This window comes from Streptomyces sp. NPDC104831 (assembly GCF_055583025.1).
Genome location: NZ_JBVJOT010000031.1, coordinates 86,708 through 106,616 on the forward strand (window position 1 = coordinate 86,708; position 19,909 = coordinate 106,616).

Below are 19,909 nucleotides of genomic sequence, written 5' to 3' on the forward strand. Positions count from 1 at the left end.
GGGTGGGGAGCACCCCCCCTCTGTGAGACCCCCCCTGGGCTCCGTGCCTTGTCTGGCGGGAGGCCCGCCCCCCCCCCCCCCCCCCCCCCCCGGCACACTGGGCGGGTGCACGACTTCCTCCTGGCCGACCGGGCCCCCGCCCCCGAGCGGTACGGACACCTGCGGGTGCGGGCGGCCGACCTCTCCCCCGCCGACTGGCTCACCGCACACGGCCCCGGTCAGGGCGCCTTCGGCACGGTGGCGGCCATCGCCGCGCCGGGCTTCGACGCCTACGCCCGGATCCTGCACCCGGCCCGGCTGGACGAGCGGCCGGTGCGCTGGTCGGCGGTGGCCGCCGCCCACGGGACGCGGGTGACGCCGGACATCCGGTGGCACGAGGTCGTCGGGGCGAACGAGGAACACGTCTGCCGGTCCGGTCCCGGGCTGCCCGGCGTGTGGGACGAGCACCCCGCCGAGGGTCCGACCCCGCCCGAGGTCGCCGAGGCGCTGCTGCCCGTGCTGGCCCGGCACACGGAAACGCCCGAGCGGTGCTGGTTCGGGCTCTGGCACGGGTACGGCCGCTGGGACTGGGACCGGTTCCCGACGTTCGGGACCCCGGGCCGGGAGGAGGTCCTGCTGGCCGGCCGGCTGGCCGACGCCGTCTCCCCGGTGACGCTGGACGAGTACGCCGAGCTGCCCGACCTGTGGTGGCCGCAGGACCGGGCCTGGGTGCTGGGCGGGGACGTGGACCTGGTCAGCACCTATGTCGGCGGCTCTCGGGAGCTGATCGCGGACCTGCTGGCGTCGGCGGACCTGGAGGCCCATCCCGCCGGCCCGGACGACCGGGTCGGCTGAACGCCTCCGAAATATTTCGTTGCCAACCTCGAATGATGCGGGGGGTAGTGACGGCCCGCCACCCCCTCCTATCATCCAGTCCGGGAAGTCGACCACTGTTCGTGATATCGAACATACAGGACGGCATTCCTTCATGTCAGGTACATGGCATACCCGCAACGATCGACCGTACGAGGAGAACCATGAAACGTCCCCCGTGGTCAGGAAGGCGCCTGGTCGCCCTCGTGGGCGCCTTCGCCGCGGCCACCCTCGCGGTGACCGGCACGGCCGACGCCCGGCCCGCGCCGGCGAAGGCGAAGGCGAACACCCTCGGTGCCCAGGCCGCCCAGTCGGGGCGGTACTTCGGCGCCGCGGTGGCCGCCTCGAAGCTCGGTGACGGCACGTACAGCACGATCCTGGACCGGGAGTTCAACGCGGTCACCCCCGAGAACGAGATGAAGTGGGACGCCACGGAACGCTCCCGGGGCTCCTTCACCTTCACCGCCGCCGACCAGATCGTCGGCCACGCCGTCGCGCACGGACAGCGCGTGCGGGGTCACACCCTGGTCTGGCACTCCCAACTGCCCTCCTGGGTCGCCGCGATCGGCGACGCCGCCACGCTGCGCACCGTGATGCGCGACCACATCACCGCCGAGGCGGGGCACTTCAAGGGCAAGGTCTACGCCTGGGACGTGGTGAACGAGGCGTTCGCCGACGGCGGCAGCGGGGCGCGCCGGACCTCCGTCTTCCAGAAGGTCCTCGGCGACGGCTACATCGAGGACGCCTTCCGCACCGCTCGCGCGGCCGACCCGGCGGCCAAGCTCTGTTACAACGACTACAACATCGAGAACTGGTCGGACGCCAAGACGCAGGCCGTGTACCGCATGGTGCGCGACTTCAAGTCCCGTGGCGTGCCCATCGACTGCGTCGGCTTCCAGAGCCACTTCGGCACCTCCGGCCCGCCGGCGAGCTTCCGGAGCACGCTGGCGAACTTCGCGGCCCTCGGCGTGGACGTGCAGATCACCGAGCTGGACATCGCGCAGGCACCGGCCACCGCGTACGCCGACACGGTCAAGGCGTGCCGCGACGTCGCCCGCTGCACCGGCATCACCGTGTGGGGCATCCGCGACAGCGACTCCTGGCGCACCGGGGAGAACCCGCTGCTGTTCGACGGCGCGGGCAACAAGAAGGCCGCGTACGGCGCGGTGCTGTCCGCGCTCGGCTCCGCGTCCACCGCGCCGGCCAGGCACAAGGAACTGCCGTCGAGCTTCGCCTGGTCGTCCAGCGAGCAGCTGATCGCGCCCAAGTCCGACGCGACGCACGACATCGCCGGCATCAAGGACCCCACCGTCGTCCGCTACAAGGGCAAGTACCACGTGTTCGCGAGCGTGGCCAGCGCCTCCGGCTACAACCTCGTCTACCTGAGTTTCAAGGACTGGTCGCAGGCGGGCTCGGCCACCCACCACTACCTGGACCGCACGGCCGTCGGCAGCGGCTACCGGGCCGCGCCCCAGGTGTTCTACTACGCGCCGCAGAAGCTGTGGTACCTCGTCTACCAGACGGGCAACGCGTCGTACTCCACCAACAAGGACATCTCCGACCCGAACGGCTGGAGCGCGCCGCGCGACTTCTACCCCGAGATGCCGGACATCATCAAGCGGAACATCGGCGACGGCTACTGGGTCGACATGTGGGTGATCTGCGACCGCGTCGACTGCTACCTGTTCTCCTCGGACGACAACGGGCACCTCTACCGCTCGCAGACCACCGTCCGCCAGTTCCCGAACGGCTTCACCAACACCGTCATCGCGGCCCAGGACTCCAACAGGTACGCCTTGTTCGAGGCGAGCAACGTCTACAAGGTGCAGGGCAGCGGGCAGTACCTGATGCTGGTCGAGGCGATCGGCTCCGACGGCCGGCGCTACTTCCGCTCCTGGACCTCCTCCAGCCTGGCCGGCTCCTGGTCCCCGCTGGCCGACTCCGAGAGCAACCCGTTCGCCCGGGCGAGCAACGTGGCCTTCCCGTCGGGCGCGTGGACGAAGGACATCAGCCACGGCGAGATGATCCGCGCCGGTTACGACCAGACGCTCACCATCCCCGCGTGCAAGCTCCAGTACCTGTACCAGGGCATGGCCCCGGACGCGAGCGGTGACTACAACAGCCTGCCGTGGCGGCTCGGCCTGCTCACCCAGACCAAGTCCCACTGCTGAAAGGGCTGGAGGCGGGGCGCCGCACCGGACGGCGTCCCGCCTCTCCCGGTCCCCGTACGCCGGTTACGGGTTGACGACGCCGCCGCCGAAGGACACCACGAGGCGGCCGTCGGAGGCGAAGGACCAGCCGAGGGCGCCCGCGTACGAGGAGCAGCGGGAGCCGTTGGAGCCGGTCCAGAACTGGTCGGAGCCGTCGACGCCGCCGACCGTCTTGTCGTTGGAGCCGCCGCCGGCGAAGCGGCAGGAGGTGTCGTCGCGGAACACCGACGTGCCCTTGTCGAACGAGAAGTTGCGCTCGGCGTTGTCGACGCCGACGTTGCTGGAGATCGTCATGGTGCCCGGGTTGCTGTTGTAGGTGAACCCGTGGTGACCGTTCTTGTAGGCGATGCTGTGCTGGACGACGTGGTTGACGGGGATGTCGTCGCCGCCGAGCTTGTAGCCGTTGCGGTCGCCGTTGGTGTTGACGGTGCCGTCGCTCAGCGTGCCGTTGGCGTAGGACAGGGAGTACTCGATGGTCACCGGGCCGATGGCACCGGTGTCCGTCTTGGTGTACAGGTCCCAGCCGTCGTCGATGTTGTGGTGCGAGACGTCGTAGCGGAAGACGTTTCCGGTGCCGGTGGTCAGCTTGGCGGCGAAGCCGTCGGCGTCCTCGCCGTCGGAGTCGGCGTTGTCGTGCGACTCGGAGCCGACGATCAGGTTGTTCGACGGCCACTGGGAGCTGGGGGTGGTGGACGCGGTCCGGCCGAGCTGGAGCCCGGTGTCGCGGTTGTAGGCGGTCACCACGCGTTCGACGACGTTGTTGCTGCCGCCGACGTAGATGCCGTTGTCTCCGGCGTGCTCGACGGTGAGGCCGGACAGCCGCCAGTAGTCGGCGAACAGCTGGACGCCCCGGTTGGACGGGCTCTCCGTCTGCGCCGAGAAGTCCAGGACCGGCTTCTCGCCCGGGTAGGCGGCCAGCGTGGTGCGGGCGGCGGCGGTGCCGTCGCTGTCGGCCGGGATGGTGACGGTGGAGGACGGGCGGTAGGTCCCGCCGCGCAGGTAGATCGTGCCGCCGGGGGTGATCCGGCCGATGGCGGAGGTGAGCGTGGTGGGTGCCGACTCCGTGCCGGCCGCGCCGTCGGTGCCGGTGGGCGACACGTAGAGCACGTTGCCGGCCGGCGCCGGGGCCACGTCGGCGTCGAGGTAGTCGAGGTTGGGCAGGCCGTCGGCGGTGGCCGGGGTGAGCCGCACGGTGTTGGAGCCCGCCTTGACCGGCACGGTGAACGACTTGGTCGTCCAGGTGGTCCAGGCGCCGGTGGCCTCGAAGGAGGCGGTGGCGACCGAGGTGCCGCCCACGGTGAGGGTGGCCGGGCGGGCGGTGGCCGAGCCGTTGGCGTAGCGGATGTCCAGGGTCGCGGTACCCGCGCTCGCCGCGTTCACGGTGAACTGGACGTAGGCGCTCGATGAGTTGGTGGCGTTGCAGAATCCGCTGCCGGAGTAGCCGGTCCAGTCGGAGTCGATGGTCCCGGTGCAGACGGCGGGTGCGCTCTCGGCCTCGTACCGGGTGGTCACGGCCTGGGCCGTGGTGCCGGACAGCGCGACGAGCGCACCGCTCAGCAGTCCGGCGCACGCGATGGCTGGTCTCAGTTGCATCGGCTTGTCTCCCTGCGGGTTGACTCGGCTGTGCGGGTGCGAGCGGTCCAGAGGGGTGAGCACGGCGGCCGGTCGTGGCATGGTGGAGCGAGGCCGGAAAGCGCTTTCCCTCCGGACCTTCCCGACGGTAGGGAGCAGTCATGCACACGTCAATGTCCGCGTGCATGATTCATATTCAGATGGATGAATCCGGGGAGTTATTCGCCGGGCGCGAGAGTACGGGCGACTACGGCCGCCGCGTCGGCGATCAGCGCCTGGTCCACCGGGGCGTCGGGGGCGCTCTTGTCGGACAGCACCGCCAGCACCAGCGGGGTCCCCCGGGTGGTCCAGGCCACGCCGATGTCGTTGGCGGTCGCGTAGTCCCCGGTCCCGGTCTTGTCCGCCACGGTCCAGGCGGCCGGCAGCCCCTTGCGGAACCGGTCCGTGCTGGTGGTGTTGCCCTCCAGCCAGCCGACGAACCGCTCGCGGTCGGCGGCGGCCAGCGCCCGGCCCAGGGTGAGGCGCTCCAGGCTCCCGGCGATCGCCTCCGGCGTCGTGGTGTCCCGCAGGTCGCCGCGGAGCGCGGTGTTCAGCTCCGGCTCCCAGCGGTCGAGCCGGCTCACCGGGTCGCCGAGCGACCGCAGGAAGCGGGTGAGCCCGGCCGGACCGCCGAGCTCCCGGAGCAGCAGGTTGCCGGCCGCGTTGTCGCTGTACTGGATCGCCGCCGCGCACAGGGCGGCCACGGTCATGCCGGTGGCCAGGTTCTCCTCGGTGCGCGGGGAGTTGGGCAGGATGTCATGCGGCGGATAGTGCACCACCCGGTCCAGCGGAGCGTGGTCGCCGTGGTCACGCAGCACCGCCGCCGCGGCGAACGCCTTGAACGTCGAGCACATCGCGAACCGCTCCCCCGCCCGGTGGGACACGGTCCGCCCGGTGCGGACGTTGCGGGCGTGGACGCCGAGCCGGGCGCCGTAACGGCGCTCCAGTCCGGCGAGTTCGGCCCGTGCGGCGCGCGCGGCGGCATCGGGGGCCGCGGACGCGGTGGGCGCGGACACCGCCGTCGCGGCCACGGCGGCGCCGGTGAGGGCGAGGCCGGCCCGCAGCAGACGGCGGCGCGGCAGCGGGGCGGGGCTGCCGGTGCCGGCCGCGCCGGGCGTGGCCGTGCTGGTCAAGGGCGTACTGGTCATGGGCGTATTCCTCCCGGGAGGCACGTCGTGGGTGCCGATCTTCGACGGGGAACAGCGAAGCAGCCGGGAGGCGTCCATGTCCAAGAGGAAACTTTGAAGCCCGCATACCTTTTTGATATGAGTGCCGGATGGATCTTCTGGCCCACCTGGAGGCGTACGTGGCGACGGCCGAGGAGGCGGGCTTCTCCCGGGCCGCCGACCGGCTCGGCATCGCCCAGCCGTTGCTCAGCCGTCGCGTCAAGACGCTGGAGGAGCACTTCGGCGGCCCGCTGTTCGACCGGTCCCGGCGGCGGATCGAGACCACCGAACTGGGGGTGCTGCTGCTCCCCTACGCCCGGGACGTGCTGGACCGCGCCCAGCGGCTGCGGCAGGTCGCCCGCTCCGCCCGGCGGTCGCGGGTGTGCGCCGTGGGCGTCCCCGCCGACTGCGCCCCGGCCGCGCTGGCCCGCGCCCTGCGCGCCGGAGGCGAGCACGGGATCACCCTCGGCATGCGCGAACTGGCGCCGCTGGAGCGGGCCTCGGGGCTGACCGACGGTTCCCTCGGCTACGCGCTGGTGCGCACCGCTCCGGAACGGGCCGCGTTCCGCGTGCCGTTGGGGCTGGCGTCGGCACCGGTGCCGGACGGCGCGGGCGCCCGGCGCACGCTCCACCTGGAGGAGCTGCGGCCCCGCCGCGGCCGGGGCGCCGGACCCGCCGCTCCGCCCCTGTTGCTGCTGGCGGAGGACCAGGTGCCGTACTTCGAGGACCGGCTGACGCGCGCCGCCGCGCGCGCCGGCCTCCCCGAGGAGCGCATCCGGCCGGCCGGGGCGGCGGCCACCGCGCTCGCCGAGACCCTGGCCGGGCACGCCCTGCTGCTGTGCGCCGAACCGTTCGCCCGGCAGCACGGCGCCCACTGGACCCCGCTCGCCGACCCCGCGCTGCACCGGGGCTACGACGTGGGCGCCGCCCCGGGCCGCGACGGCGCCGCGGACGTACCGGACTGGCTGGCCGCGCTGCTCGCCTCGGCGGTGGGCGCCGTACCCCGCCGAGGGGGACCGGATGCGGCGGCCGGGCACCCGGACGTCCCCGCGCGGCTGGCGGCGCGCGGATGAGCGCGGCGGCCCGCCACCCGGTGTACACCGGCGGCGACGGCGCCCTGCTGGACGTCGCCGAGGCCATCGCCGCCCACTGGGCGGCGCTGGGCGTGCGCGGCTCCTTCCTCGCCCGCGACCTGGACACCGGCGAGCAGCTCGGCTTCGACACGGACGAGCCGGTGCCGCTCGCGTCGGTGGCGAAGGTCCCGCTCGCCCTGGTCGTGCTGGACCGGATCGCGGCCGGGGAGCTGGACGCGGCCCGCCCGGTGACGGTGGACCCCGGCACCAGCAGCGTCGGCCCCACCGGGCTCGCCGCCTTCCGGCACCCGGCCACCGTGGCCGTCGGCGACCTGCTCCTGCTGATGCTGTCGGTGAGCGACAACGCCGCCGCGGACGCGCTGTTCGACCTGGTGCCGGCGGCGGAGGCCGACGCGCGGCTGCGCGCCTGGGGGTGCGACGGGATCCGGTTGCGGCACCGGATGAACCACCTGTACGAGTGCGCGGCCGGTGCCGCCGGCGACGACTTCTCCCTCGCGCTGGAGCTGGCCGTCCGCGACGAGGGGACGGGCCGGCACACCATCGAGACCCTGGACCCGGCGCACGCCAACGCGGGGACGGCCGCGGCGCTCGTCGGCCTGCTCCAGCGGGTGTGGCGCGACGAGATCGCCACTCCCCGGGCGACGGCCGAGCTGCGCCGGCTGATGGGCCACCAGGTCTTCACCCACCGGCTGGCGAGCGACCTGCGCACGGACACGCTGCGGTGGAGCGGCAAGACCGGTACGTTCCTGCATCTGCGGCACGAGATCGGGGTCGTCGAGGCGGACCGGGGGCAGCGGGTGGCGATGGCGGCGCTCACCCGCGGCAACCGCCGCGCGGGGCTGGCACCGGACATCGACCTGGCCATCGGGGCGGCGGCGCGGGAGGCGTTCGAGGCACTGCGCGGCTGACGGGTCCCGGGTGCCGCCCGGCGGTCAGGACAGCAGGCGCTGCTCCTGCGCCACCGCCACCGCGCCCGCCCGGGTGTCCACGCCGAGTTTGTCGTAGATGCGGCGCAGATGGGTCTTGACGGTGGCCTCGCTGATGTAGAGGGCGCGGGCGATGGCGTGGTTGGACAGGCCGCGGGAGAGGTGGGCGAGGATGTCCCGTTCCCGGGGGGTGAGGGCGGGGCGCGGGTTGCGCAGCCGGGACATCACGCGGTCGGCGACCGGGGGCGAGAGCGCCGGGCGGCCCTGGGCGGCGGCGTGGATCGCCGTGAACAGGTCCTCGGCGCGCTCGGCCTTCAGCAGATAGCCGGTGGCGCCCGCCTCGACGGCGCGGGTGACGTCGGCGTCGGTGTCGTACGTGGTGAGGACCAGGACGTGGGGGGCGGGAACCTCGGCGCGCAGCCGGCGGGTGGTCTCGACGCCGTCGATGCCCTCGCCCAGTTGCAGGTCCATCAGCACGACGTCCGGGGCGGTCTTGCGGGCGAGGGCGAGCGCCTCCTCGCCGCTGCCCGCCTCGCCGACCACCTCGATGTCCGGCGCGCTGTGCAGCAGCGCCAGCAGTCCGGCGCGTACGACGGCGTGGTCGTCGCAGACCAGGATGCGCACCGGTGTCCGGGCGGCCGACGCGGGGGTGTGGGTCATCTCGGCTCCAACGGGATCGCCGCCGACAGGGCGGTGCCCTCGCCCGGTGCCGACTCGATGGTGAGGGTGCCGCCCAGCTGGCGCAGGCGGGCACGGATGGCGGGCAGGCCGTGGCCGCGCTCCCCCGCGGCGGACGCGGAGGCGGCGGGGGTGCGCGGGTCGAAGCCGCGGCCGTCGTCGGTGACGTCCAGCACGATCTGGTCGTCCAGGCAGGTCAGGGTGAGGATGGCGGTGCGGGCCGCCGCGTGCTCGCGGACGTTGGCGAGGGCGCCCTGCGCGATGCGCAGCAGGGCGGACTCCACCGGTGCGGGCAGCGGCTCGGGCGGGCTGCCCTCGGTGTGGACGCGGACGGTGAGTTCCGCCGTCGTCTCGCGCTCGGCCACGGCGTGCAGGGCCCGCAGCAGGCCGCCGCCCTCGGCGAGGTCGGCCGGGGTCAGGTCGTGGACGAAGCGGCGGGCCTCGGCGAGGCTGCGCTCGGCGATGGCCGCCGCCGTGCGGACGTGCTCGCGGGCCGTGCCGGGGGCGGTGTCCCACAGCCGGTCGGCGGCCTGGAGCAGCATGCGCTGGCTGGACAGGCCCTGGGCGAGGGTGTCGTGGATCTCCCGGGCGAGCCGTTCGCGTTCGGCGAGGGTGCCCTCGCGGCGCTCGGTGGCGGCCAGTTCGCGCCGGGTGCGGACCAGGTCGTCGATCAGGGCGTCCTGGCGGGCCGCCTGGCGCTGCATGACGACGAACACGGTGGTGGCGACGGCGGCCACCGCGGGCGGGGCCAGCAGCACGTTCGGATCCGGCCAGCCCGCCAGGCCGAGCTGTGCGGCCACCGCGAGCGCGGTCAGCAGCGCCACCAACGGGATCGCGGCGCGCGGCGGGAGTGTGCGCAGACCGGTGTAGAAGAGCGGGACCGCGCACCAGGCGAAGCTCGGGGCCAGGACGACCAGCAGCGCCCAGGCCGCCACGACCAGGCCGAGCCAGGCCAGCCGGCGCGGCGTGGGGCGGGTGCCGAGGGCCGGGCCGAGGACGTAGAGCACGGCGAGCAGCGCGGACAGGGCGATCACCCAGGGGGTGTGCGGTCCCTCGGCGTGCCGGGCCAGGTAGCGGGCGACGGACGCGGACAGCAGCACGAAGAACGCCGTGTGCATGACGACGGTGAGGGCACGGGTGTCGTCGCGCTCGGGTACGGCCACTCCCGGCACCTCCCTCGGATCCACGCTGAACTGGGCAAACACCCTCCATTGTGCCCAGGTGCGGGAGCCGGGGGGTCATCCGATCGGATGACCCCCGGGACGACCGGTCCACCGACGGGACGCGGCCTCGTCCGGCACCAGGATCGGTTCCGGGAGGCGATCCGGTCTCCCGTGGCCCTACCGGAAGGTTCCCCAGCATGCCCAGTCGCAAGAAGTCGTCCTCCCGTACCCGCCTCCTGGTGGGCGGTGCCGCCCTGGCCGTCGTCGGGGCCGGCGCCGTCGGCACGGTGGCCGCCAACGCGGCCGACTCCGACGCCCCGGCCGCCGCCGCGCCCGTGGCGGCCCGGGGCGGCGAGCTGACCCAGAGCAGGCACCTGAGCGTGGACGCGGCCACCAAGGCGGCGCGCGCCGCGCTGGCGGCGGCCGAGAAGGACGGCCGGCAGGTGTCCGTGGCCGTCGTCGACCGCAACGGCAACACCGTGGTCACCCTGCGCGGGGACGGCGCCGGCCCGCAGTCGTACGAGTCGGCGGAGCGCAAGGCGTACACCGCGGTCTCCTGGAACGCGCCGACCTCGGAGCTGGCCGGACGGCTGGCGCAGGCGCCGAACCTGAAGGACATCCCGGGCACGCTGTTCCTCGCGGGCGGCACCCCGGTGACCGCCCAGGGCGCGCCGGTCGCGGGCATCGGTGTCGCGGGCGCCCCGTCGGGCGACCTGGATGAGCGGTACGCGCAGGCGGGCGCGGCGGCCCTCGGCCGCTGACACCGGGCAGGGAGACGAAACGTCCGGGTCCGCCCCGAGGGGCGGACCCGGACGCGCCGTTCAGCCGGCCGGAACGGGCGGAGCGGTCAGACGAGGTCGAACCGGTCCGCGTTCATGACCTTGTTCCACGCGGCGACGAAGTCCTTCACGAACTTCTCCTTCGCGTCGTCGCCGGCGTACACCTCGGCGAGGGCGCGCAGCTCGGAGTTGGAGCCGAAGACGAGGTCGGCCCGGCTGCCGGCCCACTTCACCTCGCCGGTGCTCGCGTCCCGGCCCTCGAAGGTGGTCTGGTCCTCGGACGTCGCCTTCCACTGGATGCCCATGTCGAGCAGGTTGACGAAGAAGTCGTTGGTGAGGACGCCGGGCGTCTTGGTGAGGACGCCGAGCTGCGACTGCTGGTAGGTGGCGCCGAGGACGCGCAGACCGCCGACGAGCGCGGTCGTCTCGGGCGCGCTCAGGCTCAGCAGGTTGGCCCGGTCGAGCAGCAGGTACTCGGCGGGCAGGCGGTTGCCCTTGCCGTGGTAGTTGCGGAAGCCGTCCGCGGTCGGCTCCAGCGCCTCGAAGGACTCGGCGTCGGTGTGCTCCTCGCCGGCGTCCACGCGGCCCGGGGTGAAGGGCACCTCGATCGCGAAGCCGCCCTCCTTGGCGGCCTTCTCCACGGCGGCGGCACCACCGAGGACGATGAGGTCGGCCAGGGAGACCTTCTTGGCGCCGGAGGAGGCGTTGAAGTCCCGCTGGATGCCCTCCAGGGTGCGCAGCACCTGGGCCAGCTGGTCGGGCTCGTTGACCTCCCAGCCGCGCTGCGGGGCGAGGCGGATGCGGGCACCGTTGGCGCCGCCGCGCTTGTCGCTGGCGCGGAACGTGGACGCGGACGCCCACGCCGTGGTGACCAGCTGGGACACGGACAGGCCCGAGTCGAGCAGCTTGGTCTTCAGGGCGGCGATGTCGGCGTCGTCGATCAGCTCCCCGTCGCGCTCCGGCAGCGGGTCCTGCCACAGCAGGGTCTCCTCCGGGACCTCGGGGCCGAGGTACAGGGACTTCGGGCCCATGTCGCGGTGGGTGAGCTTGTACCAGGCGCGGGCGAAGGCGTCCGCGAACTCCTCCGGGTTCTCGTAGAACCGGCGGGAGATGGGCTCGTAGATCGGGTCGAAGCGCAGCGCCAGGTCGGTGGTGAGCATGCGCGGGCGGTGCTTCTTCTCCGGGTCGTGCGCGTCCGGCACGATCTCGGGGGCGTCCTTGGCCACCCACTGGTGGGCGCCGGCCGGGCTCTGCTCCAGCTCGTAGTCGTACTCGAACAGGTTCTTGAAGAACCCGTTGCTCCACCGGGTCGGGGTGGTGGTCCAGGTGACCTCCAGGCCGGAGGTGATGGCGTCCGCGCCCTTGCCGGTGCCGTAGCTGTTGCGCCAGCCGAGGCCCTGCTCCTCCAGCCCGGCGGCCTCCGGGTCGGCGCCGACGTGGTCGGCGGGGCCGGCGCCGTGGGTCTTGCCGAAGGTGTGGCCGCCGGCGATCAGCGCGACGGTCTCCTCGTCGTTCATCGCCATCCGGCGGAACGTCTCACGGATGTCGCGGGCCGCGGCGACCGGGTCCGGGTTGCCGTTCGGGCCCTCGGGGTTGACGTAGATCAGGCCCATCTGGACGGCGCCGAGCGGGTTCTCCAGCTCGCGGTCGCCGGTGTAGCGCTTGTCGTCCAGCCAGGTGGTCTCGGGACCCCAGTAGACGTCCTCCTCCGGCTCCCAGACGTCCTCGCGGCCGCCGCCGAAGCCGAAAGTCTCGAAGCCCATCGTCTCCAGGGCGACGTTGCCGGTGAGGATCAGCAGGTCGGCCCACGAGATGCTCTGGCCGTACTTCTTCTTCACCGGCCACAGCAGGCGGCGGGCCTTGTCCAGGTTGCCGTTGTCCGGCCAGCTGTTGAGCGGGGCGAAGCGCTGCTGGCCGGCGCCGGCGCCACCGCGGCCGTCGCTGATGCGGTAGGTGCCCGCACTGTGCCAGGCCATGCGGATCATCAGCGGGCCGTAGTGGCCGAAGTCGGCGGGCCACCAGTCCTGCGACGTGGTGAGCACCTCGGCGATGTCCCGCTTCACGGCCGCGAGGTCCAGGGCCTTGAAGGCCTCCGCGTAGTCGAAGTCCTCGTCGAGCGGGTTGGCCACGGCCGGGTTCTTGGCGAGGATCTTCACATTGAGCCGCTCCGGCCACCACTGGCGGTTTCCGCCGCCCTGGGTCGGGTGCAGGGCCCGGTCGTGCGCGACGGGGCAGCCGCCGCCCTCCTCCGCCTTCGCGTCTGTGACGATCGCGTCGTGGTTCTCAGTCATGGCAATCCTTCCGAACTGTGCGGAACTCGGTGCTCAGGAACTGCGGCCGGTGGAACAGTCGGGGCACAGGCCCCAGTACACGACCTCGGCCTCGTCGATGGCGAAGCCCCGGTCGTCGGAGGCGGTCAGGCAGGGCGCGTCGCCGACGGCACAGTCGACGTCGGCGACGGCCGCGCAGGACCGGCACACGATGTGGTGGTGGTTGTCCCCCACGCGTCCCTCGTACCGGGCCGGGTGGCCGGCCGGCTCGATACGGCGTACCAGGCCCGCCGCGGTCAGCGCGTGCAGTGCCTCGTAGACGGCTTGCAGGGAGATGTGGCCCACACGACCGCGGACACCGGAGGCGATCGCCTCGACGCCGAGGTGGTCACCGTCCCGGACGGTCTCCAGCAGCGCGACGCGAGCTGCCGTCACGCGCAGGCCGGCACCGCGCAGTTCCTCGGCGGTGGTCGGTCTCGGGGAGGCGGACATGGGCTGAACCTACCGTCATAAACACGAGGGGTTCAATAAAACGAAGGATGCAATTCTGGCCTAGTCCGGGCGACGCACGGCCGTCTTGTGGGCCCTGTTCGCGCCGGTGGCGCACGGGCCGCGGGGCGGGGCGCGCGCATGCCCGCATCATGCGGCCCCGGACCGGCCCCGGCGGTGCGGCGAGCCGGAGGGTCCACCGGACGGGTGCCGCCCGCGCGGCGGCGGACCTGCCCCGGCACCCGGCGCGCCCGCCCCCGGGCCGGTCACGCCGTCCGGGGCGGCCGGGGTCCCGACCCTCGGGACGGCCACCGCGCCCGTGCGGCCGGGGGCCGGCCGGTGGCGTCACCCGCCCGGAGGTACGGCGGCCCGCCGTCCGTGGGACCGGGCGGGTCGCGTCGTCCGGCAGCGGTGTGAAGTTCGCCCGGCGGCGTGAGGGGGCGGGGGCGGGCGGGCAACGAACCCCTTCATGCCCCACGCGATTTCCCTGCGGCAGGTGATGCGATGACCACGGCGACGCCCCGGGCGCTCCGGACGCCGCCCGCCCGGACCGGCGCGACGGCCGCCGGGCCCGCCGCGCCGGCCGCCCCGCCCTCCCTGCCGTCCCTCACCGGGCTGCGCTGGATGGCGGCGCTGCTGGTGTTCGGACTGCACGTGCACAACTTCGGCTGGTTCGGCGGCACGGGGGGCCGCCTGATGTCCTGGGGCTTCGGCGCCGGGGCCACCGGAGTGTCGTTCTTCTTCGTGCTGTCGGGATTCGTGCTGACCTGGTCGGCGCGGCCCCGTGACCGCGCGCTCGCCTTCTGGCGGCGGCGTGTCGCGCGGGTGTACCCGGTGCACCTGGTCACCCTCGTCGTCGCGCTGGTCATGGCCTGCACGCTGACGCACCGGGCGCTGCCGACGCCCGGGCAGGCACTGGCGAACGCGCTGCTGCTGCACTCCTGGTGGCAGCCGTGGTGGCAGACGCTGAACCCGGTGAGCTGGTCCCTGGCCTGCGAGGCGTTCTTCTACGCCGCCTTCCCGGCCCTGATCGTGCTGCTGCGCCGGCTCGGGGCGCGCGGCGCGGGAGCGCTGGGCGGGCTCTCGGCGGCCGTGGTCCTGCTGCTGGCCTGGACGGACGCCCACCACTGGTGGACGCACCCGGTCTACTCCTTCCCCGCCGCGCGGCTGCCCGAGTTCGTGCTCGGCGCGGTCACCGCGCGGCTGGTGCTGCTGGGCCGCTGGCGCGGGCCGGGGCTGGAGGCGTCGCTCGCGCTGGCCCTCATCGGCTACTTCCTGGTCCCGCAGGTCACCCCCGGCTACTCCGCCACCGCGTGCACCCTCGCCGGGTTCGCCCTGCTCATCCCTGCGGCGGCGGTCGCGGACCTGCGCGGGCTGCCGTCCCTGTGGCGCGGCGGGCGGATGGTGCGGCTCGGGGAGCTGTCGTTCGCCTTCTACATGGTCCACCTGCTGGTGCTGCGCGCCGCGACGACCCTGCTGGGCGCGAAGCCGCGGTTCGGCCTCCTGGCCGGGCTGACCGCCTGCGCCGCCGCGTTCGCGGTGTCGCTCGGCCTGTCGTGGGTGCTGTACGAGGCGGTGGAGCGCCCGGCCCGGCGCCTGCTGCTGCGCCACCGCCACCGCCGGCCCGGCCCGCGGCCGGACCCGGTACCGGCCCGGCGGGAGGCCCCGGCACGGGCACACGACTGACGGACCCGCCGTTTCCGGCCATGCCTTCCGGCTCTTTTCGGCCGCTTGTCCGCCCTTCTCCGACCCCCCGCACCCCGTGCGACCGGCCCCGCACGCTCCTCCCGCGGGCGGGGCCGGTCGCACGCGCGGGTGACGTACGCGACTTTGAGGAAAGGTTCGCGGGTTTCGGGGTAAGCGGCTGACCGACACCGGCCCGGCGGCGCACACCGGCGGGCCGGCGGCAGCCGTACGCACCGAGTGAGCGGAGCCGACGCGCGGACCGACCGACCGGAAGCCCACCCCGCTCGCCCGCCCGCCGCGCCGGGGCCACCGCCCATGACCTGGGCATCGGTGGTCCGGCCACGGTCCCGGGAGTGGATTGGCCCGGCCGGACACCGGTCGCTACGGTGGACGGTCGGCAATGATCGGCTCCGCGGAGCCGGCCGACCGGCGCACCTTGTGGTGCGAGAGGAGAGGATGACAGTGCCCGAGCAGGACCCGGCCGTATCGGCGCCCCAGATGGTGAGTTCCTTCCTGGAACAGCGCAAGGAGCAGATCGCCCAGCGCTGGGCCGACACGCCTCTGTTCCGCTCGGTCTTCACCGTCTCCCGCGACGAGGCGGTCGAGGCGTGCAAGGCCGTGGTGGACGCGCTGTCCGAGGTGGCCGTCAGCGGACGGCTGGAGGACATCGGGGCGCCCGGCTTCACCCCGGTGCGCGATCAGCTGGGGCGGATGACGCAGAACCGGGCCCGCTCCGGCTACGCCCCGTCCCAGATCGCCGACGAGGTGGCCGGGCTGCGCCCGCCCGTGGTGGAACTGCTCCGCGAGGAGTTCGCCGACCCCGCCGCCCCGCAGGCCCAGGAGGCCGTGCTGGCGCTGACCCTGCTGCTGGGCACGCTGCGGCTGGTGGTGATGGAGACGGCGCTGGACGCGAACGCGGAGCTGATCGAGCGGCAGCGGCAGCAGCTGCTCGAAGTGGCCACGCCGGTGATCAAGCTGTGGGAGGGCACGGTCGCCGTACCGCTGATCGGCACCCTGGACAGCGCGCGCAGCCAGGTCGTCATGGAGTCGCTGCTGGAGGCGATCGTGGACCAGCGGGCCCGGTACGCCATCCTGGACATCACCGGGGTGCCGACGGTGGACTCCCTGGTGGCGCAGCACCTGATGAAGACCGTGGCCGCGGCCCGGCTGATGGGCGCCGAGTGCATCGTCTCCGGAATCCGTCCGGCCATCGCGCAGACCATCGTGCAGCTCGGCATCGACCTGGGTTCGGTCCTCACCCGGTCCTCACTGGCCGACGCGCTGGCCTACGCGCTCGGCCGGCAGGGGATCGAGGTGTCCCGGGCGCACGCGGATGCGAGTGCCCGGTGAACCATCCCTTTCCCGCCCAGCCCTCGCCGGTCCCGGTGCTCGCCCTCGGCGACGTGCTGCTGGTCTCCCTGCAGGGCGAGCTGCACGACGGCATGGCCGAACAGCTGCAGCAGGACATCACCCAGCGCATCGCCACGGACCGGGTGACCGGAGTGGTGATCGACATCTCCGGGGTGGACATCGTCGACTCCTTCCTCGGCCGGGTGCTCGCGGAGATCGCCTCCACGGCCCGGCTGCTCGCGGCCCGGACGGTCCTGGCCGGGATGCGGCCCGCGGTGGCCATCACCCTGGTCGAGCTGGGGCTCACGCTGCCCGGCCTGGTGACCGCGCTGGACGTCGACCGCGCCATGGAACTGCTCTCCCAGAGGGGGAGCTGATGCAGCCGTCCGGCCAGGTGTCCGCGAAGAGCCTGCCGATCGGCTCGGACGCGGACCTGGCCTGGGTGCGACAGCACGTGCGGCAGTGCGCGGCGGGGCTCGGCTTCGGTCTGGTGCAGCAGACGAAGCTGGTCACGGCGGCGAGCGAGCTGGCCCGCAACACGCTGGTGCACGGCGGTGGCGGGCGGGTGGAGGTCACTCCGCTGGACAACGGGCGGGCCCGGGGTCTGCGGATGTGTTTCATCGACGACGGTCCGGGAATCCGCGATCTGGAACTGGCCATGACCGACGGGTACACCTCCGGCGGCGGCCTGGGGCTGGGACTGAGCGGAGCGAAGCGCCTGGTGCACGAGTTCAGTGTGGACACCGAGGCCGGCCGGGGCACGACCGTCACGGCCGTGGCCTGGGTGGCCCAGGTGCCCTCGTCCCGCCCGGGGGTGCGATGAGCCGGGTGTGGGAGATCCCGGTCCACGACTCCACCCGGGTGCGGGACGCCCGGATGGCGGCCCGGGAGGCGTGCGACGACTCGGGCCTGGTCCCCGCGCGGACGGCGGCGGCGGAGCTGGTCGCCACCGAGCTGGCGACCAACCTGCTCAAGCACGCCGGCGGCGGCCACATGGTGGTCAACCTGGTGGATGGGCCGGACGGCGGCCCGGGGACGTCGGTCCAGCTGTACGCGCTCGACCACGGGCCGGGCATCGCCGACATGGACGCCGCGCTGCGCGACGGCTACTCCACCGCCGACGGCTCGCTCGGCGCGGGGCTGGGCAGCTGCCGGCGCAGCGCCAACGCCTTCGAGCTGTACAGCGGGCCCGGCCGGGGCACGGTGGCGGCGGCCCGGATCGACCCGGAGCCCGGTGCGCGCGGGGCGGCCTCGGCGGGACTGCCCGCGGGCGGCATCACGGTCTCCCTCGGCGAGGCCGAACAGTGCGGTGACGCCTGGGCCTGGGTGCGCGCGGGCAAGCTGCTGACACTGCTGCTCGCGGACGGTCTCGGGCACGGCGCGAAGGCCGCGCACGCCTCCACCGCCGCGGTGGCGGAGCTGCGCCGCGCCGGGCACCTGCCGCCGGGGGAGATCCTGCGCCGGCTGCACACGGCACTGCGGCCCACCCGGGGCGCCGCGGTCTCGGTGGCCCAGGTGGACACGGAACGGGGGGAGCTGGGCTTCGCCGGGGTGGGCAACGTCGGCGCCCGGGTGCGCAGCGGGGAGACGTGGACGTCGCTGGTGTCCCACCCGGGGATCGTCGGGGCGTACTTCCCGGCGCAGGTCCCGGTGCGCCGGCTGCCGTGGCGCCCGGACAGCCTGCTCGTCCTGCACAGCGACGGACTGCCCAGCCGGTGGACCCCGCCGCAGGACCCCGGGCTGCTCGCCCGCGACCCGTCGGTGGTGGCCGCGGCGATCCTGCGCGACGCGGGCAGCCCCGCCCGCCCCGCCCGCGACGACACGAGCGTGGCCGTCCTGGCCCCCGACCGCCGGACCAGCATCCCATGACAAGCCGCGACACCTGGATCATCGTCTCCGCCGCCGACGCGGCCCGCGCCCGTGCCCGGCTGGCCCGGCTCGCCGCGGACGCCGGGGTGCCCGCGCTCGACCGCGCGCGCTTCCTCAGCGCGCTCGGGACCCGGCTGCGGCAGGCCCTGGACGCGGGCGGCACGGAACTGACCGTGACCGCGGCGGCGGACGGCCGGCTGGACGTCGCGCTGCGCGGCCCGGACCCCTGGCGGCACACGCTCGACGGCCCCGCCGAGCCGTCCGGCGACCCCCGCCCGGGCGACGACTCGCTCGCCGAGGCGCTGCTCGACGCCGACGAGGACACCGCCGCGGTGCTGACGAGCCTCGCCGAGACGGAGGAGCTGCTGCGGCTGCACCGGGAGGAGCTGCACCAGACCAACCAGGGCGTGCTGGCGCTGCACGCCGAGCTGGAGGCCGCGGCACTGGCGCAGCGTGAGCTGCTGGACGCCGAGCGGGCGGCGCGCGCCGAGGCGGAGAAGGCCCGCCGCCTGCTGACCTTCCTGGCCAACGCGAGCGCGGTGCTGCACGCCTCCCTGGAGCACGAGGACATCCTGCGCCGGCTGCCCGAGCTGCTCGTCCCCGAGTACGCCCGGCACGTCGAGGTGTGGCTGGTGGACGACGAGCGGACCCCGCCGGGCGAGCGGGCGGCGGCCACGGTGACGGCGGCGCGCACCGGCCGCCCGCAGCACGCGGGCCCGCACCCCGGTGAGCTGCCGGGCGTGGACGACCTGCCGGCCTCGGCGCTCTCCCCCGGCCGGCCGCTGCTGTGCCTGCCGCTGGGCGCGCGCACCGTGCAGGGGGTGCTGACGCTGGCCGCGCCGGGCGACCGCTTCGACCCGGACACCACCGTGATGCTGCTGGAGCTGGCCCGGCGGGCGGGCATCGCACTGGACAACGCCCGCCAGTACGAGCAGCACCGGGATGTCGCCGAGGCCCTGCAACGGGCCCAGCTCACCGAGCTGCCCGCCGTCCGGGGCCTGGACCTGGCCGCACGCTATCTGCCCGCGACGCACGGCCTGAACATCGGCGGCGACTGGTACGACGCGTTCTCCCAGCCGGACGGCAGTGTGCTGGCGGTGATAGGGGACGTCACGGGGCACGGGCTGCGCGCGGCGGTCATCATGGGCCAGTTGCGCACGGCGCTGCGCGCCTACGCCGTCGAGGGCAACGGCCCGGCGCGGATCCTCACCCTGCTGCACCGGATGCTGCGCCACCAGCAGCCCGAGCTGTACGCGACCTGTGCCATCGCCCGGTTCACGCCCGGGGAGCCCGGGGTGGTGTGGGCCGCCGCGGGACATCCGCCGGCCGTGGCCCGCGGGCCCCGCGGGGAGGTGCGGGTGCTGGAGGCGAAGCCCGGGATCATGCTGGGGGTTCCGCTGCCGTACGAGTACGAGGAGCACACCGTCGAGCTGCCGGCCGGGTCCGTCCTCGCGCTGTACACGGACGGCCTGGTGGAGCGGCGGTCCGCCGGGATCGACGCGGGCATCGACCGGCTCGCCCGCGCCATGGAGGTGCTCCGCGCCCCGGAGCTCGCGGATCTGGAGGCGGCGGCCGACGGACTGCTCAAGCCGATGCTGCACGACTCCGAACACGACGACGACATCTGCCTGTTGCTGTGCCGCACCACGTCCGCGTGAACGCGTGAACGGCCGTGGGGGGGGGGGGGGGGGGGGGGGGGGGGGGGGGGGGGGGGGGGGGGGGGGGGGGGGGGGGGGGGGGGGGGGGGGGGGGGGGGGGGGGGGGGG

Annotated in this window: 17 protein-coding genes; 11 read left to right on the plus strand and 6 right to left on the minus strand. The window is 74.1% G+C overall.

The features are described from left to right. Positions 1-105 precede the first annotated feature (105 nt). Both ACZ63H_RS21875 and ACZ63H_RS21880 read left to right on the plus strand, forming a co-directional pair. On the plus strand, positions 106-834 hold the full coding sequence (locus tag ACZ63H_RS21875; protein ID WP_469867432.1) for a hypothetical protein: 729 nt from the start codon (positions 106-108) through the stop codon (positions 832-834). 182 nt (positions 835-1,016) lie between these two features. After that, complete coding sequence (locus tag ACZ63H_RS21880) at positions 1,017-3,023, plus strand: glycoside hydrolase (protein ID WP_469867434.1); 2,007 nt, start codon at positions 1,017-1,019, stop codon at positions 3,021-3,023. 63 nt (positions 3,024-3,086) lie between these two features. Here ACZ63H_RS21880 and ACZ63H_RS21885 read toward each other — a convergent pair whose 3' ends face one another. Both ACZ63H_RS21885 and bla read right to left on the minus strand, forming a co-directional pair. Then, positions 3,087-4,655: a carbohydrate-binding protein gene (locus ACZ63H_RS21885; RefSeq protein WP_469867435.1), complete on the minus strand. Its 1,569-nt coding sequence runs from the start codon at positions 4,653-4,655 to the stop codon at positions 3,087-3,089. Positions 4,656-4,852: 197 nt separating this feature from the next. Next, positions 4,853-5,821, minus strand: a complete 969-nt coding sequence (gene bla, locus ACZ63H_RS21890; protein ID WP_469867437.1) for a class A beta-lactamase — start codon at positions 5,819-5,821, stop codon at positions 4,853-4,855. Positions 5,822-5,949: 128 nt separating this feature from the next. Between bla and ACZ63H_RS21895 the strand changes: the two genes are divergently transcribed. After that, a complete protein-coding gene (locus ACZ63H_RS21895; RefSeq protein WP_469867439.1) occupies positions 5,950-6,912 on the plus strand; it encodes a LysR family transcriptional regulator in 963 nt (320 codons plus the stop codon). Then, positions 6,909-7,841 carry a serine hydrolase gene (locus ACZ63H_RS21900; RefSeq protein ID WP_469867441.1) on the plus strand — a complete coding sequence of 311 codons (933 nt, stop codon included), beginning with the start codon at positions 6,909-6,911 and terminating at the stop codon, positions 7,839-7,841. Before ACZ63H_RS21895 ends, ACZ63H_RS21900 begins: the two co-directional genes overlap by 4 nt. A 24-nt stretch (positions 7,842-7,865) precedes the next feature. Here ACZ63H_RS21900 and ACZ63H_RS21905 read toward each other — a convergent pair whose 3' ends face one another. After that, positions 7,866-8,519: a response regulator gene (locus ACZ63H_RS21905; RefSeq protein WP_469867443.1), complete on the minus strand. Its 654-nt coding sequence runs from the start codon at positions 8,517-8,519 to the stop codon at positions 7,866-7,868. Next, positions 8,516-9,655, minus strand: a complete 1,140-nt coding sequence (locus tag ACZ63H_RS21910) for a sensor histidine kinase (RefSeq protein ID WP_469867466.1) — start codon at positions 9,653-9,655, stop codon at positions 8,516-8,518. The genes ACZ63H_RS21905 and ACZ63H_RS21910 overlap by 4 nt, the downstream gene beginning before the upstream one ends. 242 nt (positions 9,656-9,897) lie before the next feature. On the opposite strand from ACZ63H_RS21910, the gene ACZ63H_RS21915 reads away from it, so the two are divergent. Continuing rightward, positions 9,898-10,461, plus strand: a complete 564-nt coding sequence (locus ACZ63H_RS21915; protein WP_469867445.1) for a GlcG/HbpS family heme-binding protein — start codon at positions 9,898-9,900, stop codon at positions 10,459-10,461. Positions 10,462-10,547: 86 nt separating this feature from the next. Here the strand turns inward: ACZ63H_RS21915 and katG are convergent, their stop codons facing one another. Then, positions 10,548-12,770, minus strand: coding sequence for a catalase/peroxidase HPI (gene katG / locus ACZ63H_RS21920; protein ID WP_469867447.1), 2,223 nt, complete (start codon positions 12,768-12,770; stop codon positions 10,548-10,550). A gap of 33 nt (positions 12,771-12,803) precedes the next feature. Next, positions 12,804-13,241, minus strand: coding sequence for a Fur family transcriptional regulator (locus ACZ63H_RS21925; protein ID WP_467937264.1), 438 nt, complete (start codon positions 13,239-13,241; stop codon positions 12,804-12,806). 501 nt (positions 13,242-13,742) lie between these two features. Between ACZ63H_RS21925 and ACZ63H_RS21930 the strand changes: the two genes are divergently transcribed. From ACZ63H_RS21930 to ACZ63H_RS21955, 6 genes are all read left to right on the plus strand, one after another. Next, a complete protein-coding gene (locus tag ACZ63H_RS21930) occupies positions 13,743-14,924 on the plus strand; it encodes an acyltransferase family protein (protein WP_469867449.1) in 1,182 nt (393 codons plus the stop codon). Positions 14,925-15,380: 456 nt separating this feature from the next. Next, a complete protein-coding gene (locus tag ACZ63H_RS21935; RefSeq protein WP_469867451.1) occupies positions 15,381-16,274 on the plus strand; it encodes an STAS domain-containing protein in 894 nt (297 codons plus the stop codon). Beyond that, positions 16,271-16,651 carry an STAS domain-containing protein gene (locus ACZ63H_RS21940; protein ID WP_469867453.1) on the plus strand — a complete coding sequence of 127 codons (381 nt, stop codon included), beginning with the start codon at positions 16,271-16,273 and terminating at the stop codon, positions 16,649-16,651. Before ACZ63H_RS21935 ends, ACZ63H_RS21940 begins: the two co-directional genes overlap by 4 nt. After that, positions 16,651-17,097 carry an anti-sigma regulatory factor gene (locus tag ACZ63H_RS21945; protein WP_469867455.1) on the plus strand — a complete coding sequence of 149 codons (447 nt, stop codon included), beginning with the start codon at positions 16,651-16,653 and terminating at the stop codon, positions 17,095-17,097. The genes ACZ63H_RS21940 and ACZ63H_RS21945 overlap by 1 nt, the downstream gene beginning before the upstream one ends. After that, entirely contained in the window at positions 17,094-18,143 is a 1,050-nt protein-coding gene (locus ACZ63H_RS21950) for a SpoIIE family protein phosphatase (protein WP_469867457.1), read from the plus strand. The genes ACZ63H_RS21945 and ACZ63H_RS21950 overlap by 4 nt, the downstream gene beginning before the upstream one ends. Further along, positions 18,140-19,801 (plus strand): PP2C family protein-serine/threonine phosphatase, encoded by a 1,662-nt coding sequence (locus ACZ63H_RS21955; protein WP_469867459.1) that lies wholly within the window; start codon positions 18,140-18,142, stop codon positions 19,799-19,801. Before ACZ63H_RS21950 ends, ACZ63H_RS21955 begins: the two co-directional genes overlap by 4 nt. The last annotated feature ends 108 nt before the right edge of the window (positions 19,802-19,909 follow it).

What these genes read in the sequence shown, in the direction of transcription:
- ACZ63H_RS21955 (WP_469867459.1), top strand. Translation starts at nt 18,140, where the DNA reads ATGACAAGCCGCGACACCTGGATCATCGTCTCCGCCGCCGACGCGGCC.
- ACZ63H_RS21925 (WP_467937264.1), bottom strand. Translation starts at nt 13,241, where the DNA reads ATGTCCGCCTCCCCGAGACCGACCACCGCCGAGGAACTGCGCGGTGCC.
- ACZ63H_RS21905 (WP_469867443.1), bottom strand. Translation starts at nt 8,519, where the DNA reads ATGACCCACACCCCCGCGTCGGCCGCCCGGACACCGGTGCGCATCCTG.
- ACZ63H_RS21895 (WP_469867439.1), top strand. Translation starts at nt 5,950, where the DNA reads ATGGATCTTCTGGCCCACCTGGAGGCGTACGTGGCGACGGCCGAGGAG.
- ACZ63H_RS21915 (WP_469867445.1), top strand. Translation starts at nt 9,898, where the DNA reads ATGCCCAGTCGCAAGAAGTCGTCCTCCCGTACCCGCCTCCTGGTGGGC.
- ACZ63H_RS21930 (WP_469867449.1), top strand. Translation starts at nt 13,743, where the DNA reads ATGACCACGGCGACGCCCCGGGCGCTCCGGACGCCGCCCGCCCGGACC.
- ACZ63H_RS21950 (WP_469867457.1), top strand. Translation starts at nt 17,094, where the DNA reads ATGAGCCGGGTGTGGGAGATCCCGGTCCACGACTCCACCCGGGTGCGG.
- ACZ63H_RS21900 (WP_469867441.1), top strand. Translation starts at nt 6,909, where the DNA reads ATGAGCGCGGCGGCCCGCCACCCGGTGTACACCGGCGGCGACGGCGCC.
- bla (WP_469867437.1), bottom strand. Translation starts at nt 5,821, where the DNA reads ATGACCAGTACGCCCTTGACCAGCACGGCCACGCCCGGCGCGGCCGGC.
- katG (WP_469867447.1), bottom strand. Translation starts at nt 12,770, where the DNA reads ATGACTGAGAACCACGACGCGATCGTCACAGACGCGAAGGCGGAGGAG.
- ACZ63H_RS21910 (WP_469867466.1), bottom strand. Translation starts at nt 9,655, where the DNA reads ATGCACACGGCGTTCTTCGTGCTGCTGTCCGCGTCCGTCGCCCGCTAC.
- ACZ63H_RS21945 (WP_469867455.1), top strand. Translation starts at nt 16,651, where the DNA reads ATGCAGCCGTCCGGCCAGGTGTCCGCGAAGAGCCTGCCGATCGGCTCG.
- ACZ63H_RS21885 (WP_469867435.1), bottom strand. Translation starts at nt 4,655, where the DNA reads ATGCAACTGAGACCAGCCATCGCGTGCGCCGGACTGCTGAGCGGTGCG.
- ACZ63H_RS21935 (WP_469867451.1), top strand. Translation starts at nt 15,381, where the DNA reads ATGACAGTGCCCGAGCAGGACCCGGCCGTATCGGCGCCCCAGATGGTG.
- ACZ63H_RS21880 (WP_469867434.1), top strand. Translation starts at nt 1,017, where the DNA reads ATGAAACGTCCCCCGTGGTCAGGAAGGCGCCTGGTCGCCCTCGTGGGC.